The 17,720-nt window shown below is 59.0% G+C and carries 19 protein-coding genes; 8 read left to right on the forward strand and 11 right to left on the reverse strand.

Going from position 1 to position 17,720, the window contains the following annotated elements:
* Positions 1-146: 146 nt before the first annotated feature.
* Positions 147-1,484 (forward strand): DUF1015 domain-containing protein, encoded by a 1,338-nt coding sequence (locus tag DOLE_RS14675; RefSeq protein WP_012176265.1) that lies wholly within the window; start codon positions 147-149, stop codon positions 1,482-1,484.
* Between the two features lie 25 nt (positions 1,485-1,509).
* Entirely contained in the window at positions 1,510-3,093 is a 1,584-nt protein-coding gene (gene serA, locus DOLE_RS14680; protein ID WP_012176266.1) for a phosphoglycerate dehydrogenase, read from the forward strand.
* On the opposite strand, the gene DOLE_RS14685 is transcribed toward serA, so the two are convergent.
* Positions 3,083-3,355 (reverse strand): hypothetical protein, encoded by a 273-nt coding sequence (locus tag DOLE_RS14685; RefSeq protein WP_153304450.1) that lies wholly within the window; start codon positions 3,353-3,355, stop codon positions 3,083-3,085. The two genes, serA and DOLE_RS14685, sit on opposite strands and share 11 nt — an antisense overlap.
* Here DOLE_RS14685 and DOLE_RS14690 point away from each other — a divergent pair.
* Genes DOLE_RS14690 through DOLE_RS14700 form a run of 3 tightly spaced genes read left to right on the forward strand, consistent with a single transcriptional unit; the run spans position 3,354 to position 5,872 of the window.
* Entirely contained in the window at positions 3,354-4,154 is an 801-nt protein-coding gene (locus DOLE_RS14690; RefSeq protein WP_012176267.1) for a methyltetrahydrofolate cobalamin methyltransferase, read from the forward strand. The genes DOLE_RS14685 and DOLE_RS14690 overlap by 2 nt on opposite strands.
* Positions 4,155-4,195: 41 nt before the next feature.
* Entirely contained in the window at positions 4,196-5,182 is a 987-nt protein-coding gene (locus tag DOLE_RS14695; protein ID WP_012176268.1) for an adenosine kinase, read from the forward strand.
* A 21-nt stretch (positions 5,183-5,203) separates the two neighbouring features.
* Positions 5,204-5,872, forward strand: a complete 669-nt coding sequence (locus DOLE_RS14700) for a tetratricopeptide repeat protein (protein WP_012176269.1) — start codon at positions 5,204-5,206, stop codon at positions 5,870-5,872.
* Positions 5,873-5,903: 31 nt separating this feature from the next.
* Here the strand turns inward: DOLE_RS14700 and DOLE_RS14705 are convergent, their stop codons facing one another.
* From DOLE_RS14705 to DOLE_RS18810, 7 genes are all read right to left on the reverse strand, one after another.
* A complete protein-coding gene (locus tag DOLE_RS14705) occupies positions 5,904-7,817 on the reverse strand; it encodes an MFS transporter (RefSeq protein WP_012176270.1) in 1,914 nt (637 codons plus the stop codon).
* Positions 7,818-8,065: 248 nt separating this feature from the next.
* Positions 8,066-8,338, reverse strand: a complete 273-nt coding sequence (locus DOLE_RS14710; protein WP_012176271.1) for an HU family DNA-binding protein — start codon at positions 8,336-8,338, stop codon at positions 8,066-8,068.
* Between the two features lie 181 nt (positions 8,339-8,519).
* A complete protein-coding gene (locus DOLE_RS14715) occupies positions 8,520-9,308 on the reverse strand; it encodes an HD domain-containing protein (RefSeq protein ID WP_153304451.1) in 789 nt (262 codons plus the stop codon).
* The gene (moaA, locus tag DOLE_RS14720) at positions 9,301-10,293 is read right to left on the reverse strand and encodes a GTP 3',8-cyclase MoaA (RefSeq protein WP_012176273.1); all 993 of its coding nucleotides are present in this window, start codon (positions 10,291-10,293) and stop codon (positions 9,301-9,303) included. The genes DOLE_RS14715 and moaA overlap by 8 nt, the downstream gene beginning before the upstream one ends.
* Before the next feature lie 9 nt (positions 10,294-10,302).
* Complete coding sequence (locus DOLE_RS14725; RefSeq protein WP_012176274.1) at positions 10,303-11,280, reverse strand: glucosyl-3-phosphoglycerate synthase; 978 nt, start codon at positions 11,278-11,280, stop codon at positions 10,303-10,305.
* A complete protein-coding gene (locus DOLE_RS14730; RefSeq protein WP_012176275.1) occupies positions 11,261-12,430 on the reverse strand; it encodes a M28 family peptidase in 1,170 nt (389 codons plus the stop codon). The genes DOLE_RS14725 and DOLE_RS14730 overlap by 20 nt, the downstream gene beginning before the upstream one ends.
* A 46-nt stretch (positions 12,431-12,476) precedes the next feature.
* A complete protein-coding gene (locus DOLE_RS18810; protein WP_408622809.1) occupies positions 12,477-12,716 on the reverse strand; it encodes a hypothetical protein in 240 nt (79 codons plus the stop codon).
* On the opposite strand from DOLE_RS18810, the gene DOLE_RS14735 reads away from it, so the two are divergent.
* Genes DOLE_RS14735 through DOLE_RS14745 form a run of 3 tightly spaced genes read left to right on the forward strand, consistent with a single transcriptional unit; the run spans position 12,630 to position 14,510 of the window.
* Positions 12,630-13,232 (forward strand): histidine phosphatase family protein, encoded by a 603-nt coding sequence (locus DOLE_RS14735; protein ID WP_408622811.1) that lies wholly within the window; start codon positions 12,630-12,632, stop codon positions 13,230-13,232. The two genes, DOLE_RS18810 and DOLE_RS14735, sit on opposite strands and share 87 nt — an antisense overlap.
* A 55-nt stretch (positions 13,233-13,287) precedes the next feature.
* Entirely contained in the window at positions 13,288-13,722 is a 435-nt protein-coding gene (locus DOLE_RS14740; protein WP_012176277.1) for a hypothetical protein, read from the forward strand.
* 14 nt (positions 13,723-13,736) lie between these two features.
* Positions 13,737-14,510: an enoyl-CoA hydratase/isomerase family protein gene (locus DOLE_RS14745; RefSeq protein WP_012176278.1), complete on the forward strand. Its 774-nt coding sequence runs from the start codon at positions 13,737-13,739 to the stop codon at positions 14,508-14,510.
* A gap of 779 nt (positions 14,511-15,289) precedes the next feature.
* Here DOLE_RS14745 and DOLE_RS14750 read toward each other — a convergent pair.
* From DOLE_RS14750 to DOLE_RS14760, 3 genes are all read right to left on the reverse strand, one after another.
* On the reverse strand, positions 15,290-15,712 hold the full coding sequence (locus DOLE_RS14750; protein WP_012176279.1) for a hypothetical protein: 423 nt from the start codon (positions 15,710-15,712) through the stop codon (positions 15,290-15,292).
* Positions 15,713-15,965: 253 nt separating this feature from the next.
* Positions 15,966-16,946: a tRNA dihydrouridine synthase DusB gene (dusB, locus tag DOLE_RS14755; RefSeq protein WP_012176280.1), complete on the reverse strand. Its 981-nt coding sequence runs from the start codon at positions 16,944-16,946 to the stop codon at positions 15,966-15,968.
* A gap of 37 nt (positions 16,947-16,983) precedes the next feature.
* Positions 16,984-17,661: a hypothetical protein gene (locus tag DOLE_RS14760; RefSeq protein WP_012176281.1), complete on the reverse strand. Its 678-nt coding sequence runs from the start codon at positions 17,659-17,661 to the stop codon at positions 16,984-16,986.
* Positions 17,662-17,720: the final 59 nt, after the last annotated feature.

The following is a 17,720-nucleotide window of genomic DNA, read 5'->3' on the forward strand; positions in this document are numbered from 1 at the left end:
CCGGAGGCCGGCCTCAGGAAATATCTTCTTGAAAAAAAAAGCCACATGATCATAATATGGCCCTTTACATTCGGTCCAAAGAGCGGTACTCGCTATACAACGGCACCGCTGAAGCACAAACGGAAACTAACTTTTAAGGATACACCATGGCACGCGTTGTCCCTTTGCGGGGGATTCTCTATAATCCTGAAAAAACGGGGGGTTTTGGAAACGTGGTCTCCCCTCCCTACGATGTCATCTCAGCTGGCTACCAGAAGGTCCTGTGTGACCGCCACCCCCATAATGTGGTCCGGCTGATTCTCGGCGAGCCCGGGGAAAACGCCGGGGAAACTCCACGGTTTTACGGGGCCTCGGCCCAGCGGTTTGAAGAATGGCGGGCACAAGGCATTCTTGCGCAAGACAGCGAGCCCGCCTTTTATCTCTCCTCGGTCACCTTTTCCGTGGAGCAGCAGACTTACACCCGTTACGGCATCATCGCCGAAGTGGGGCTGGAGCCCTTTGAACGGGGCATCATTCTGCCCCACGAGCGGACCTCCTCCAAGGTCAAGGCCGACCGGCTGCTTTTGACAAAGGCCACAAAAGCCAACTTCAGCCCCATCTTCTCCCTCTTTTCCGATGACGACAACCGGGTACTGAATCTGGTAAAACAGGCCACCGGCGGCAACACCCCGGATGCCTCCTTTGTGGATGACCGGGGCGAAAAACAGTGCCTGTGGCGCATCACGGACAAAGCCGTGCAGCAGGAGATCTCACGGGCAATGGCCGACAAACAGCTTTTTATCGCCGACGGCCACCACCGTTACGAAACGGCCCTGGCCTACCGGCAGTGGGTGGCCGACCAGACCCCGGATTTTTCCGACCGCCACCCGGCCGATTATGTGCTCATGTACCTGTCCAGCATGGCCGACCCCGGCCTGGTGATTCTCCCGGCCCACCGCCTGCTGAAGGGGGTGGCACCGGCCCGGCGCGACCGGTTCCTGGAAGAGGCGTCCGCCTGTTTCGACATTCAGACGATTCCCGTGACTGGGGCCGACCTGTCCGCGGCCCGGAAGGAACTGATGGGACAGCTGCAGGCCGATACCGCAAATAACACCATCGGCTGCGCCATCGGCGGTAAGGATGCCTTTTACCTGCTTACCCCCAAGCCCCGGGTGATGGAGACCGTCTTCTCAGGAGAGGTACCGCCGGTGCTCCGCACCCTTGACGTTACCGTGCTCACCCGGCTGATCCTGATCCAAATACTGGGGTACCCCCTTGCCGATCTGGATGACGAACATGTGCTGGCCTATACCAGCATCGCCGGCGAAGCATTTGACGCTGTGGCTTCAGGCGACTGCGACATGGCGTTCCTTTTAAACCCCACGACCAACGACCAGATGAAGGCCGTGGCAGGGGCCGGGGAGATCATGCCGAGAAAATCGACCTTTTATTATCCAAAAGTGTTTGCGGGACTTGTCTTAAGCAGCAAGGCAGGAACCCGCTGACAACCCAACCATAGAGGAGGCCATCATGAAGGTCCTGGTGAGTGACAAACTGGGAGAGGCAGGCATTGAACTGTTTAAAAATGAGCCCGGCATTGAGGTGGACGTAAAAACCGACCTGACGCCAGAAGCTCTCATTCAGCAGATCGGGACTTACGACGCCCTGATAATCCGCAGCGCCACCAAGGTGACCGCCGAGGTCATTACGGCGGCCACCAACCTCAAGGTGATCGGCCGGGCCGGCATCGGCCTGGACAACGTCAACGTGCCGGCCGCCACCCAGAAGGGCATCGTGGTAATGAACACGCCCACGGGCAACACCATCACCACCGCCGAACACGCCATTGCCATGATGATGGCTCTGTCCCGCAACATTCCCCAGGCCACCATCTCCCTGAAGGCCGGCCGGTGGGAAAAGAAAAAACTTCAGGGCCAGGAGATGATGAACAAAACCCTGGGCCTGCTGGGCTTCGGCAAGATCGGTTCCATCGTGGCGGACCGGGCACGGGGCCTGCGCATGAACGTGATCGTGTTCGACCCCAACGTGAACCCGGAAAAAATTCAGGAAGCCGGTTACGAAAGCGTCTCCCTGGATGAACTGTATGCCCGGTCCGACTACATCACCATTCATGTACCCAAAATGGAAAAAACCATCGGCCTGCTCAATGCCGACGCCTTTTCCAGGATGAAGGACGGGATCATGATCATCAACTGCGCCCGGGGCGGCATCATCGACGAAGCAGCCCTCTACGATGCCTTACAATCGGGAAAGGTGGCGGGCGCGGCCCTGGACGTGTTTGCCAAGGAGCCGCCCGGTGAACATCCCCTGCTGACCTGCGAAAACGTGATCTGCACGCCCCACCTGGGCGCCTCCACCCAGGAGGCCCAGACCAACGTAGCCGTGGACGTGGCCCGGCAGATCATCGCTTATCTGAAAGAGGGAACCATCATCAACGCGGTCAACACGCCCTCGGTGACCGGTGACCGCCTGGCCCGGCTCAAACCCTACCTGGAACTGGGCCGAAAGCTGGGGCTGCTGCTGGCCCAGATTCATCGCGGCAAACTGCAGGAAGTAGCCATTGAATACAGTGGCGAGTACCACGACCTGGAGCTGGGGCCCATTTCCACGGCCCTGATCAACGGGCTGCTGGAGCCTCTGGTGCGTGAGGGCGTCAACGCGGTCAACGCCCCGGCCATTGCCCAGGAGATGGGCATCAAGGTGACGGAAACCCTGCGGGCCGAGCCTTTTGACTACCTCAACCTGATGACGGTGCGGGTGACCACCACAGAGCAGACCGACACGGTATCCGGCACCCTGTTCGGTAAAATCTATCCCCGTATCGTGGAGATCAACGATTTCCGCGTGGATGTCAGCCCGGAAGGCCACATGCTGATCATTCTCAGCGAGAACAAGCCGGGCGTGATCGGCAGAATCGGCACCACCTTCGGCGAAGGGGGCGTCAACATCGTTCGCTTTATGGTGGGCAATGAAGCGATTGAGGGCCAGAAGAACATGGTGATCATCAAAACCGACGAGCCGGTGCCCGCCGATATCCTTGAGACGCTGAAGAGCAAAAAAGTCATCTTTGAGGCCACATCGGTCAACTTTTAACCCGGCCGCACTGCGACACAGCCCTTTCTTGGCCCTGAAACCGCCCGTTGTTACGGATCTTTCCTGCCGGTGCAACAGGCGGTTTTTTCATGCCCTGTTTTTGTTTCGCATTCAGGCCCTTTCTTGACAGCACCAGGGGATTTTGGATACAACGCAGACAGGTGCCGGAAACGGGTTGTTTATGTTGAGCCCGGTTCGCAAGCGGCAACGCCGCTGCTCCGGCCGCCTGTTTTTTTTCACACATCCAAAAAGGAGGTTCCATGCTGATTATCGGAGAACTGATCAATGCCAGCCGCAAACCCGTGGCCCAGGCCATCAGGGAGCAGGACGGCGCCGCCATTGCCGGCATCGCCGCCATGCAGCATGCCTGCGGCGCCGGGTATATCGATGTCAATGCCGGTGTATTTGCCGATGCCGAGGCCGATCATCTGGCCTGGCTGGTTCAGACGGTCCAGCAGGCCACCGGCGCGCCCTGCTGCATCGACAGCCCCAGCCCCGCCGCCATTGAGGCGGCCCTGGCCGTCCACCAGGGAACGGCCATGATCAACTCCATCTCCCTGGAAGAAAAGCGGTGCGACGCCATTCTGCCCGTCATTGCCGGCACCGATCTGAAGGTGATTGCCCTGTGCATGAGCGACGACGGCATGCCGGAGACCGTTGACCAGCGCATGGCTATCGCCGACCGGCTGGTCAATCGCCTGGTGGGAGCAAACGTGCCTGTGGACAACATCTACGTGGATCCCCTGGTCCAGCCGGTGGCCACCAACAGCGCCTACGGAACGGCCTTCCTGAACACCATTGAAACCATCATGGCGCAATTTCCCGGTATTCACACCGTCTGTGGCCTGTCGAACATTTCCTATGGACTCCCTGAAAGAAAACTGTTAAATCAGTGTTTTGTTGTCATGGCCGTGTTAAAGGGACTGGATGCGGCCATCATCAATCCCACGGACAAACGGATGGTGGCCCATATCGCGGCGGCCGAGGCTCTGGCCGGCAGGGACAATTACTGCGCCGGTTACCTTTCCGCCTTTCGCGCCGGCAAACTGGAACTTTCGTGAAGTCCGGCAACAAAAACCGCCGGGCAAATGGATAAGACCGTATGATCAAGAAAAACACCAAACGGATCACCGGGGTGGGCTCAGCCCTGGTGGATCTGCTGGCCCTGGAAGAGGACACGTTTCTGCAACTGCTGGGCAGCGCCAAGGGCGGCATGACCCTGGTGGAAAGCGAATTCATCGAACGGGCCATTGAACGGGCCAGCCGGAAACCCGCCATCGTGTCCGGCGGATCGGCCTGCAACACCGTGGCCGGTGTCGGCATGCTGGGCGGCGACGCCCGGTTCATCGGCGTGATGGGCCAGGATACCTTTGGCGAGCTCTTCCACTTTGACCTGAAAAAGAGCAACGTGGAGGCGGTGCTCTCCCTGTCCGCCTCTCCCACGGGCAAGGTGCTGTCCGTGATCACCCCGGATGCCCAGCGCACCATGTTCACCTGCCTGGGCGCCTCCACCGAGCTGAATCCGGCGGCCATGAACCGCCACCTCTTTGAAGGATGCGCCATCGTGGTGGTGGAAGGCTACCTGCTGTTCAACCCCGCACTCATGCTGGCCACGGTGCGGGCCGCCAAGGAGGCCGGGGCACTGGTCTCCCTGGACCTGGCCAGCTTCGACGTGGTCAACCAGTCCCGGGACCTGCTGGAAACCCTTGTGGCCGACTACGTTGACATTCTGATCGCCAACGAGGACGAGGCCCATGCCTACACCGGCCACACCGATGCGTTAAAGGCCCTGGCCGGCCTCTCCAGAAACGTCACCATTGCGGCCCTGAAGGTCGGGGCCCTGGGCAGTTACCTTTCGCACGCCGGCGAGGTGATCCGCATCGAGCCGCAGACCGACTGCCCGGCCATCGACACCACCGGCGCCGGCGACCTGTGGGCCGCCGGGTTCCTTTACGGGCTGGTCAACGGCTATTCCCTGGACCGGTGCGGGGCCCTGGGGTCGGCCTGCGGATACGAGGTGTGCCAGGTGATCGGGGCAAAAATTCCGGACCACGGGTGGAAGCGGATACGTTCGTTGATTCATTGTTGATCTATTAAGGAGCAAAAAACCATGGCCAAAATCAGTCGCATCTCCCTTGAGAGAAAACGGGAACTTGAAGAGCCGGACAAATTCATGGTGTTTGTGGCAAGAGCCATGCAGCTTGCCCAGACCTACAGAAAACAGATCACCGCCATTATCGGCCTGGTGATCGCGGTGGCCGTGGTAACCGGCGGGGTGTTCTACCTCGGCGCCCGGGCCGAGGTCAAGGCATCGGATATGCTGGCTTCGGCCACGGCCCGGGCGGACGCCGCCGGGGCCGGCAGCACGGATGAGTACAGGGCGGTTTACGAAACATACCCGCGCACCGTTGCCGGGCAGATTGCCGGACTCCGTTATGCGGAACAGCTCTACCGGTCCGGGGAAGCGGCGGCCGCCGTTGATGTCTATACAAAACTCGTTAAAAGCGTGGCCGGCAAACCGACCCTTCACCACCTGGCCTTAAACGGTCTCGGCTATGCCCATGAAGCGGCCGGGGATCTGAAGGCCGCCGCCGACTGCTTTGAAACCATCGCGGCCACACCTGTGTCCGCCCACAAGGAGACGGCCCTCTTCAACCTGGCCCGCCTCTATGAACAGGTGGGGGAAACGGAAAAAAGCCAAAAGGCCTTCGCTCAAATCGTGTCCGAATACCCGGACTCCATGTACGCGGACATTGCCAGGGAAAAAAGCGCTTCCTGAGCAAACCTGAATAGTTCATGAAATATTCGGTTTACCGCCGGTCGCCGCGCAGCTTTATGACAGCGGCCCGAAGCGCGTCAGCGGTTGCCTGTTCAGGGGCCATGGCCGGTCCGGCCGCCAGCTCCACACGTGACCAGAACCGGCGGGGCTTCTTGGAAAGAGGTTCTCCGCCCTTTCTGCTGAAATAACTTCCCCACATGCCCCGCAGGGCCATGGGCACCACGCAAACGGGGTTGCGCTCCAGAATCTTCTCAATGCCGGTTTTAAACTCTCCGATCTCTCCATTGGCCGTCAGCCGGCCCTCCGGAAAAACACAGACCACCTGGCCGTCGTCTAAGGCCTGGGCGATGCGGTCAAACGCCTGCTCATAGGTCCGTGGGTCATTTTTCTGTGAATCAATGGGAATGGCCTTGCCGGTACGAAAGATAAAGTTGAGCACCGGCATCCGGTAAATGGGTTTGTACATGACAAAGCGCGGCGGCCGGCGGCAGGCCCCGGCAATAAGCAGGCCATCCACGTAGCTCACGTGGTTACAGACCAGCACCACCGGGCCCTCGTCCGGAATATGCTCCAGGCCGGTATGGCGCACCCGGTAGAGGGTATGGGTCATTATCCATATGAGAAACCGCATCACAAATTCGGGCACCACCGTATAGATGTAGAGGGCCACCACCACGTTCATCACCGCCAGCACCGCGAAAAAAAGGGGAATGGAGAGGCCGGCCATGCCGATAAGAACAATGGCGGCAACATTGGCCGCCACCATGAACAGGGCGTTTAAAATATTGCTGGCCGCGATCACCCGTGCCCGGTATGCGGGATCGGTGCGCTTCTGAATAAAGGCAAACAGCGGCACCGAGTAGAACCCGCCGAACACACCGATAAGCAGCAGATCGACCAGCACGCGAAACGCCCCGTCAGCGGCCAGAAAGGACCGGATGCCCATGAGCGGCTCCACGGGATGGGGTGTCCAGGAGAGAAACAGGTCAAACCCGAAAATACTCAAGCCGATGGAACCCAGGGGCACCAGGCCCAGCTCCACCTTTCTGCCGGACAGCTTTTCGCAGAGCAGCGATCCCAGGGCGATGCCCACGGTAAACATCACCATCAGCAGAATGTAGACATCAGTGTTGGCATACAACACCCGGGCCGTGAAGTTGGGCAGCTGGGTGACATAGGCCATGCCCAGAAACCAGAACCACGACACCGCCAGAATGGAGAGAAACACGGAGTGAACCCGGCGGCCGAAACCGATGGTCCTTGCGGTCTGGGTCAGGGGGTTAAAATTGATCGCAAGGTCCGGCGCCGGCGCCGGTGATGCCGGAATAAACCGGCTGGCAACCCATCCGAATACCGCGATGGCCACAACGGCCCCGCCGATGAGCAGGGGCCGGTCCGGGTGGGCCAGCTTGCCGCCGGCCACCAGGCCCAGCAGAATGGCCACAAAGGTTCCCATCTCCACCATGGCGTTGCCGCCCACGATTTCGTCCGGTTCGAGATGTTCGGGAATGATGCTGTATTTTATGGGGCCAAAAAAGGTGGACTGAACCCCCATGAAAAAAAGCAGCGCCAGCAGCAGGGCAATGCTGTTCAGATAAAACGCAACGGCCGCAAGGGCCATGATTCCGATCTCGGCAAGCTTGATCCCCCGAATCAGCACCGCCTTCTCGTACTTGTCCGCGATCTGGCCGGCAGTGGCGGAAAACAGAAAAAAGGGCAGAATAAAAAGGCCGGCGGCCAGGTTGACCAGAATGCTGGCGCTGCTGCTGTCGGCAAGGCCGGCGCCAAAGGCGATCAGTACGATCAGGCCGTTGCGGAACACGTTGTCGTTAAAAGCGCCGAAAAACATGGTGCCGAAAAAAGGAAGAAACCGCCGGGTCGACAGCAGCCCGAACTGGCCGGTTTTGCCATGCGGCGGCACCGGGGTAGGCACGTCGGTTTTCACAAAGACCCCCTTTTATCCGTTAATGCAAAACAGTACCGCATGACGGCAACACCGCGACAGGGTTTATGTGTAAAACAGTCTGCTCTCCTTCTGGGCCGGGCAGGCCCGGGGCCGGCAACGGAACAGTGACGGAAAATTTTTAAACATGGCGGATTGAACAGTTTCCGGCCGATGGCGGGACAAAACGGGAAAGGCCGGGAAAAGAGGAGCGGGGGGCGGGAGTGCCGCCCCCCCGGTGACATCAATGACTACACATCGTCCCGAAGCTTTTTACCAGGTCTGAATTTTACAACGTTGCACGCCTTGATCTTGATGGGTTTGCCGGTCTGGGGATTTCTGCCGGTGCGTGCCTTGCGATGGGCCTTGGCAAAGGTGCCGAAGCCGACCAGTGTGACCTTGCCTTCCTTTTTCTTGAGCGCCTTTGTCACGCCGTCCATGAAAGCGTCAAGGGCTTTGCCCGCGGCCATCTTGGTAATCTTTGCATCCGCGGCCATCTTGTCAATCAATTCAGCCTTTGTCATGGTGTACACCTCTCCTCTAAAAGTTGTTGTTGGATGGAACTCCCCCGGTATATGCGCCTGTGGACCAACGGCGACAAACCGTTTTTCCGCTAACAGCTATAACAAAACACCGATTGCCTGTCAATACCCTATTTTAAAGGAAGAACAATTTTTTTGCCCGCCCGGTCCCGGATGGACAGGCTCACGGCAACAGGTGGCCGTAACGGGAACGGATCACCGCCAGCAACCGGTTGCCGATATCAAGCCCCATGTCGATGAACTGCGGGCCGTAAGCCCGGCCGGTGCGGGTGCGAAAGGTGGTTTTGATGTCGGCAATCACCGCCATGGCCCTGGGGTAATACCCCACGAACCGTGGGAGCGGGGGCGGTGCCGTTTGTATCATTTGCCACAGGGTATGGGTGAAATTGTCCGGCCCCCACCGGAACTTGTCCGCGTCATAAAGGCTGCCGGAAACAATGTGGCCGGCCGTCGACGGTGACGGCGGCACCGGTTTGAACGCCTCGTGGTGACGGATGGCAAAGGTCACCAGGTCGATGCCCGAACCATCCAGCACGCCGGCACGTTCCAGGTGCCGGTGTGCCACCCGTGCCCCTTCGGCGGCATGGTCCGGAGCGCTTCGCGCAATGTCATGCAGCAGCCCCGCGCAATGGGCCAGCAGCACCATGTGAATTGTTTCCGCCGAAGAACAGCCGGCCTGCTCCGCCTCCACCGCGGCCACGGCGCCCGCGTCCAGGGCCACCTGCCAGGCGTGGCCCAGGCCATGGCCCAGGTTGCCGGGGGAACGGGATCTTATCGTTTCAGCCAGCTCCCCCAGATAGACGCTGGTTTCAAGGTCCCGGCGGGAGCGGGCCACGGCCACCGCAAAATCGCGGTAAAAGTCCGGCTGCGGGCCGGCCTCCGCCATTTGCCGGGCCGTCTGCCGAAGATCAGCATAAATGGTTAAAAGATCACTGGCGTTCAGGTTATCCACCAATGCACCACATCTCCCTGGGCAGACGGGAGCCGTTTGTTCCCACGGCGTTATGGCCCCCCGGTTTCAGGCGCACCGCCTCCCGGAATGTCGCTTCGATCTCAGACAAAGAGGCACCGCCGCGCAACGGGCCCTTGATGTCAACGGCCCGGTCGGACATCAGACAGGGCCGCAGCCTGCCGTCCGCGGTCAGGCGAAGCCGGTTACAGGTTTTGCAGAAATGACAGCTCACCGGGCGAATGATACCGATTTCTCCCATGGCGCCGTCAATGGTAAACCGCTGGGCCGTGGAGCCGTCACCGGTATCTCCGATGGGCACCATGCGGCCCACATCGGCAATACGCGCCTGAATATCAGGACCGAGCAGCGGCGCCTCGGCATCAGCCAGCCGGGTTTCCACCGGCATCTGTTCGATGAACCGGACGTGAACAGGCCACTTGAGCACCAGCCTTGCAAAGTCGGCCACCTCGTCGTCATTGATGCCCCGCATCACCACCATGTTCAGCTTCACAGGGGAAAACCCCGCCTTCAGGGCCGCCTGTATGCCCTTCCAGACCCGGTCAAACCGGTCATGGCCCGTGATGGTTTTAAACCGCCGTCGGTCCAGGGTGTCCAGACTGATGTTGATGCGATTGACGCCGGCCTTCCGCAACCTGCCGGCGCAGTCGGCCAGCACCACGCCGTTGGTGGTCAGGGACAGATCCGTGATGCCGCTGATGGCTGACACACTGCCGATAAAATCACAGGCATCCTTTCGAACAAGGGGTTCGCCGCCGGTGATGCGCACCTTGGTGATGCCCAGCCCGGCACCGGCCTCGATAATGGAAAGAAGCTCCTCATAGGTCAGGATATCACTATGGGCCAGCTTTTTCGCATACCGGGACGGGTTGCAGTAGATGCAGTTCAGGTTGCACCGGTCAGTGACGGAAACACGCAGGTAGGTGATGCGCCGGCCGTGAGTGTCGATCAATAAATCATTTCGCAAGGGTCTGTCTCATTTCCGCTGTGAAAACTTCCGTTGATATGCCGCGATCTCCACCATGGGGGGGCGCTCGTTGAGGACCATGGTATGAATGTCCGGAACATGTTCGTTGTTGACCAGAACAAACTGGATCATCTCCTCAAACAGCCTGCGGGTCAAGGTGATGCGGCCCAGTTTTTCAATCCGGTCAAAAAAGGTTTTCATTACGGTAAACGCCATGCGGCCCAGGGCCCTGGTGTCCTGGTTCCGGTGGACCCGCTTGTCTAAGTCCACCTGGGCCATGACACCCAGCCCCCACTTTCTGTAGATATCAAGAATCATGCCGGTCTCAATGCCATAGCCGATGGGAAAGGGAATCTTTTCAAACACCGACCGGTAACCGGCATACTCTCCGGACAGAGGCTGAAGCAGCTGGGCCAGTTCGGGAAAAAAAAGCGAAAACAGGGGTCGCACCACCAGCTCGGTGACCCGGCCGCCGCCGCTGGCCACCACTTTTTTTTGATCCAGGGCGATGGGCCGATCGTAAAAGGCCTTGGAAAACCTGATGGTGTCGGTGGTGATCAGGGGGCCCACCAGGCCGTAGACAAACCGCGGATGGATGTTCTTGATGTCCGCGTCCAGGTAGACGAGAATGTCTCCTTCGGTAACGTAGAGGGCTTTCCACAGGTTCTCCCCCTTGCCGGAAAACCGCTCCAGGTCCGGCAGGATCTCGTCGGCGGCATAGGTTCTGGCGCCGTAGGCCGCGGCCTCCCCAAGGGTGTTGTCCTCAGAGCCCGAATCCACCACCACGATCTCGTCGATCAGGGGATGGCGGGACACCAGCTCCGACTTTAAAATAACGATCTCCTTGGCAATGGTCTTTTCCTCGTTGAGGGTGGGCAGGCAGAGGGAGATGGTCAGGCCTTTTTTCTCTTTGGCCTCCACCAGGGCACCGATATCGCTGAACGCGGAGTGGTGCAGGGTATTGGTTTCAATCCAGGGCCGGTTCATCGCACACTCCGTCGTCAATGGCCAGCATCACGCCCACGATCTGGGCGATGCCCCGGAACATGGGCTCGATCCGGATTTTCGAAAGCTCCGGCGCAAAGGCCTCCTCACCGTAGGTGATGCCCAGGGTCACCGCCGGTATGTTTCTCGACAGAAAGGCGGACAGCTCCGACTCGCTGGGCAGGGCCACCGGCTCCAGCTTGAGCCGCTTCATCACCTCCACCGTGGCCTTGACCAGGGGATGGCTGAACCGCAGGCGCGACGGCAGCTGTTCGCTGATGTTCTTCATTCGAAGATGCACATGATACTCATGGGCCAGGCCGGCCACGATGTCTTGAATGTCGTTGCAGACAGCGGTCACCATATCGGCATGGTCGCTCTGAATCTCGAGGCTGAGCCGGGCCTCCAGGGCCGCGGTGCCGTGCTTGGTGCCGCCCCGAATCCGGCCGATCACCACCCGGGTAAGCGGCCGCTGGGGCAGGCGCAGTTCCAGAATCTGGTTGATCACCTCGTTTAACACGAGAATGGCATTGGGCGGAGACTTGTGTTTAAGGCCGGCGCCCGGCGTGACGCTGCACTCGATTTCACAGCGCTTCAGCCCTTCGGAAAAATAGCTGATCCGGCCGAGCTTGTGGCCCTCGATGCAGACCGCCCCGCGGATCGGGGTCCGCCAGTGGTCCAGCAGAAACCGGATGCCCTCCAGGTTGCCCTTGCCGATGGAGCGGACCACCCCGGCCAGCACGATGTCCGACGCAAAGAAGAGGTCCAGTGCCCGAAGAATATCGGGAAGAGAGGCCAGCACGCCGATGCCCACGGAATTGTCCATGATGCCGGGGCCGATGATGGTGTTTTTCTTTACCGTGTAGTTATGGTCCACGTCCCGGTTCGCCACCGTGTCCAGGTGGGCCACCACGAACAGGGGCGGTTTGTCCGGGTCTTTCCCCTTAATAATACCCACCGGGTTGCCCATGCCATCGGCGGCGCACTCAATGCCGGCCGTGGAGAACCGCTCCAGCAGCATATCGGCCCGCTGGGCCTCCTCAAAGGTCGGGGCCGGCACCTGGCCGGTGAGCACGATGTTGGTGATAATCGTCTCTTTGATCGATTTGATTGTTTCTACAAATAGTGGTATTCGGTTGCTGTGCGGCATCATTTTCTTTCCACCGGGGCTTGTTTGTCTGCGGGCGAACAGGCCGTTTTTACGGGTTCATGATGCCTGAAAAGCGCCCTGCCGTCAAGGCAAACGGGCAACGGAGCAACGCATGACAACGACACAACCTTACGGCCTGGCCATGGCCCGCCTGCTGGAACGTCTTTACAACCGGCCCGGCACCTCCCGGCTGGTGGTGGTGATGCGCCACTCGGCCCGGCGCTATGCCGAGCACCCGGCCGGCGAGCCCTTCATGGAACTCACCGAAGAGGGAAAGGAGATCGCCCATGCCTGGGGAAAGGCCCTGCCACCGGGCGCGCCGGTCTCGTTTTTCTCAAGCTTCATAGGCCGGTGCATCGAAACCGCCTACCTGATCGACAAGGGCCACGTGGCGGCCGGGGGCCAAACCCGGCACACGGTCATTGAAGAGACCCTGTCCCCCTATTACGTGAGAAACGCCCACCGGTTCCTGGAGGTGTGCAAAACGCTTTCCGACTTTTTTACCCAGTGGTTTGCCGGCCGCATTTCACCTGAAATCATTGATCACCCCTCCGACATCGCCGGGCGAATGGCCGGATTCTGGCACCACCGGCTGGACACGGGGAGCACCGGCGAAAAGACCGTGGATATCTGCATCACCCACGACTGGAACCTGTTCGTGGCCCGGGAGTACCTGCTGGGCCTGGCCCACGACGCCCACGGCGATGTGGCCTACCTGGACGGCGTGGTGGTGTTTGAGGAAAAGGGGAAACGCTATATCGTCAGCCCGGACAACGACCCCGCGGTCCTTCCGGACCGGCCATGATCCGACGCAACGGTTCCGACCGACAGCAACCGAAGAAACACAAGGAGAATACGCCATGACCCACAACAACCGTTCCATTGCCGAACGCATGAACACCGACTTTCCCTGGCCTGTGTGGCTGGCCGGATGGATGGCCCTGTTAAAAGGGGTGATATGGCTCTCCACCGACCCCAACCTGCCGGCCTCCCAGCTGACCGTTCTGGGCGTCAAGCATGTGCTTTTCATGGCTCCGTTTGTCGCCTGCGCCTTTGGCGCGTGGAAACTGCGACGGTGGGCCGGGTGGGCGCTGGTGGTGCTGTGCGGCCTGGAGCTGATCTTTTTCGCGGTCTATCCACCGGCTTTGAAAGCCCTGACCTTTAACGACATCACGGCCGTGACCCTGCTGTTTTCCGCCGCGGTCTTCGTGGTCAATGGACCGGTGGGCGCCGTTCTGATTCTGGCCCTGACACCGTCGCTTTTCCGGCATTCAGGGACAAACGGCCGTTCATAAACGGGAGATCACGAATGAAAAACACCTACCTGAAGCTGGAGATCACCGACCGGGTGGCCCTGGTGACCATTGACCGGCCGGAAAAGAAAAACGCCCTCTCCCCGGAGGTGCTGGCCGAGGTCGAGGCCGTGTTTACCGCACTGGACGCCGACCCTGATGTTCACGTGGTGGTGTTCACCGGCGGAGAGCACTTTTTTTCCGCCGGGTTTGACCTCAATTTTATCCGCACCATTGAAAAAAACAGCAACGAGGACTTCACGGCCCTGTTTCACCGGGCCTACCGGGCCGTCCTGTTCTGCGGCCAGCCGGTGATCGCGGCAGTGGGAGGACCGGCCATTGCCGGCGGGTTTGACCTGACCATGATGTGCGACATCCGCTATGCGTCGGAACGGGCCAAATTCGGCCAGCGGGAAATCGCCCTCTCCCTGACGCCCATTTTAGACCCCCTCTGGCGGATCATCGGCCTGGGCCGGGCAAAGGAGGTGGCCCTGACCGGCCGGATTTACGGGGCCGCCGAGGCCGAGCAGATGGGATATGTAAGCCGTGTGTTTCCGGAAGGAAAACTTGTCGCGTCAGTCATGGCCATCGCCAAATCCATGGCCGCGTACGACCGCCAGTGCCTGCGGGAAACCAAGGAGTTGTCCAATGCGCTTTTAAACCAGGATCTGGGCGGGGCCATGAAAACCCAGGAGTGGCTGTTCCGCACCTATATCGGGGCACCGGACAACCACCGGCGCATCGACGCCCTGCTGGAAAGCCTGAGAAAAAAGGCTTCGTCTCCCGATTAGTTGCAGTAAACGATTTGCATACTTTTTTCGTGTTGTCGATGGTTTTAAAAGGGGCCAAGGGTTCAAGTGATCAAATAAAATACTGTAAACCATTATTGTCCCAAAACGGTTTTAATCACGGCAGGGCAGATCCCCGGTTGTTTATCCAAATCGAAATCGGGATCGGGATCGAAATCGAATTGTCTTTACGGCTGCGCTCTCAAAGACTATCTCCCTTATCCTGCTTATCCGTGTACTTTTCTTGGCGGCAAGAAAAGTACCAAAAGAACCGGCCCGTGCAGCTTGGCCTTCGGCTTCCCTCGCGCAAACGCTTTTTTCGGCGCGGGCAGGAACTCGCCCGCTTCGCGGTGCTCAAACAGCCTGCCCGCTTTTCCCCCGAAAAAAGCGTTTACGCTCGGCTGCGCTGCAATGGGCGGGGCCTGCCATTAATGCCCCGACGGGGTGTATAAAAAATTTATTTCTCCAGAGGCAACCTGGTTTTCAGTCTTATTTTTATAATTTGTAAATTCAGATGATTATAAAGCTTAAAAGTCCTTTTGGGAGCTATTTTGGACACCACTGACTGTAAACAAAAACTTTACAAACACCGAAACTTTCGGTTTATAAATTGAAATCAGGCGATTATTCACCAATAATTCAACTTTTTTGCAATAACAATAGAACAGTAACAAAAACCGGTACAGGGCCTTGGTAAATCTTTCAATAACAAACCCTTGGACCCTCGACCCCTTGAATCCTGTGTACCCACTACCTTGGAAAAAACCCAGAAGGAATAACCCCTACTCCTGGCCGATCTCACTCATCACTTTTGACAGTCGCATCTGGGCCGCCTGCACATCGGGATCTGCCATGTAGGGCATCATCTTCATGAAGGATTCGGCATACCGCTGGCTGACGGCCTCGGTCTCCTTCCGGGACTGCTCCAGCTCCTCGGGCAGATCCCCATCCCCTCTGAGTTCCGGGTACTTCTTGTTGATCGCCTTCATCTCCGGCGCCAGCGATTCCATGCCATCGGCAAACCGGTTAATGGCGGCCGCCACATCCTTTGCACTTTCTGCCTTTTCCAAGGCAGTCACGTAAGTCTCCATCACCTTGGCAAACTGCTTGTTGACGCTGATGATGTCCGAATACTTGCCGCCGCAGGCCACGGTCAGCAGCACCAGGCTCAACACACACAGAAACACCGCTGCTCTCTTTTTCATTGTCTTCTCCTGTTGATCGTTAAATCGGCCCGGAAAAGAGCCGGGCATTAAAAAATCAGGTTCATCTCCCGATTAGTTGCAGTAAACGATTTGCATACTTTTTTCGTGCTGCCGATGGTTTTGAAAGGGGCCCCTGATAAGTCTTTCAACAACAACCCCTTGGACCCTCGACCCCTTGAATCCTGTGCACCCGCTAAATTAGAAAAGATCCAGAAACTACAACATACACTCGTCTGCCGGTAAAAGACAATCCTCACGGCAAAAAACCACCGGCAGCCAGGCGCTCCCTGTAATCGGACACGGCGGCCAGGACCTGGTCTTTTGTCTCAATCCGCCTGATCGACTCGCGAAACAGGGTGCCGTGGGGCATGGCCCTGGTAAACCAGCCCAGGCGGCTGCGCATCACCCGGCAGGCAAGGTCCTCACCATAATGCGCCACCATGGCGTTGATATATTCGGACATCACCTCAAACCGGTGCTCCAGGGAAGGTTCCACAACCGGTTTGCCGGCCAGGCAGGCATTGATCTGTTTAAAAATCCAGGGCGCCCCGATGGCGGCCCGGCCCACCATCACCGCGTCACACCCGGTCTGGTCCAGCATGCGCCGGGCATCTTCCGGGAGAACAATGTCCCCGTTGCCGATCACCGGCAGGCCGGTCCGCTGTTTTAAGGCGGCAATCAGGGACCAGTCGGCCGTGCCCCCGAACCCCTGGGTGGCAGTGCGGGGGTGAAGGGCCACGGCGTTGACGCCCCGGGCCTCGGCAATTTCGGCCAGGTGAAAGGCATCGCTGCCGTCCGGGTTCCAGCCGCTTCGCATCTTGATGGTCAGGGGAATGGAGACGGCGTCCCGCACCGCCTGGATCACCTCCGCGGCCAGGGGCAGGTCCTTCATCAGGGCCGCCCCTGCTCCGGATTTTAAAATCTTTTTTACCGAGCAGCCGAAATTTATGTCGATCATGTGAGCACCGGAGGCCTGGACCATTGCGGCGGCCCGGCCCATGACAGCGGGTTTTCCGCCGAAAATCTGGACGGCAAAGGGGGCTTCTTCAGGAGTGGTGCGCAGCATGGCCCCGGTTTTTTCAGACTGGTAAAAAAGACCGTGGCTGCTGACCATCTCGGAGTAGACAAGGGCACAGCCGGCTGCCTTGGCCAGCCGGCGGAAAGGGGCATCGGTAATGCCGGCCAGGGGAGCAAGAATGGTGCGTCCCGCCAGAAAAACCGGCCCGATTCTCATGACAACCTCGCGCGGGGGAAAGATGGATAAAAAAAGATTACAGGACGCGGACCAGGTCCACCACCACGGTGGGGCTGCCCGGCGGGCCGTTGGGTCCTTCATATTTCACAAAAACACCGTCGGTTTTTCGAAACCAGTAGTCTCCGCTCCACAGCGGGGCCAGCATTCCGGGCAGGCCGATTCTGACCTGCTGAACCTCTGCCGGCTCACCCAGCACCGGCCATCGGTCCACCCCCTTTTTCCGGGCCACCAGCCGGTGGGGTTCAAGGGTGGAAGGCCGCAGGATCCAGAACTCCAGCTTCTCGTCGCCGGAGGTCACAAAAGGGCGGAAGCAGAGGGTGGTGGCCTGGTACCAGGGTTTGTCGTCAATGGGAAACTCCCGGTTGACCGTTTTTCCCTGAAAGGTACCGGTCAGGCGGATCACGTTGCCTTTTCTTTCCGCTCTCACTTTCGTGTTTTCTTCCGGCCGGACCGTTTCCCAGCAAATGGTGGCAAAGTCCGCATCAATGGTGGTAACCGACTTTTCTTCTTTTTCCACGTAGACCAGCCGGGTCTGGCCGCCCGTTTCAAGGCGCCACTCCACGTCGGTGCGGTCCGACTCCACGCATTGCAGGTATTGATACCGCTCCACGCCAAAGCCGATCACGCCGGTATACAGAGACAGCCACAGGCCCACTGCCATCATACACACCATCGGGGTGGATCGCATTTTCATTAACAACACCTTTCTGTGCTCGATCATTCTGTACAGCCGATAAAACGCAGGGAGTATCA

Source organism: Desulfosudis oleivorans Hxd3, assembly GCF_000018405.1.
Taxonomy (GTDB): Bacteria; Desulfobacterota; Desulfobacteria; order Desulfobacterales; family Desulfosudaceae; genus Desulfosudis; species Desulfosudis oleivorans.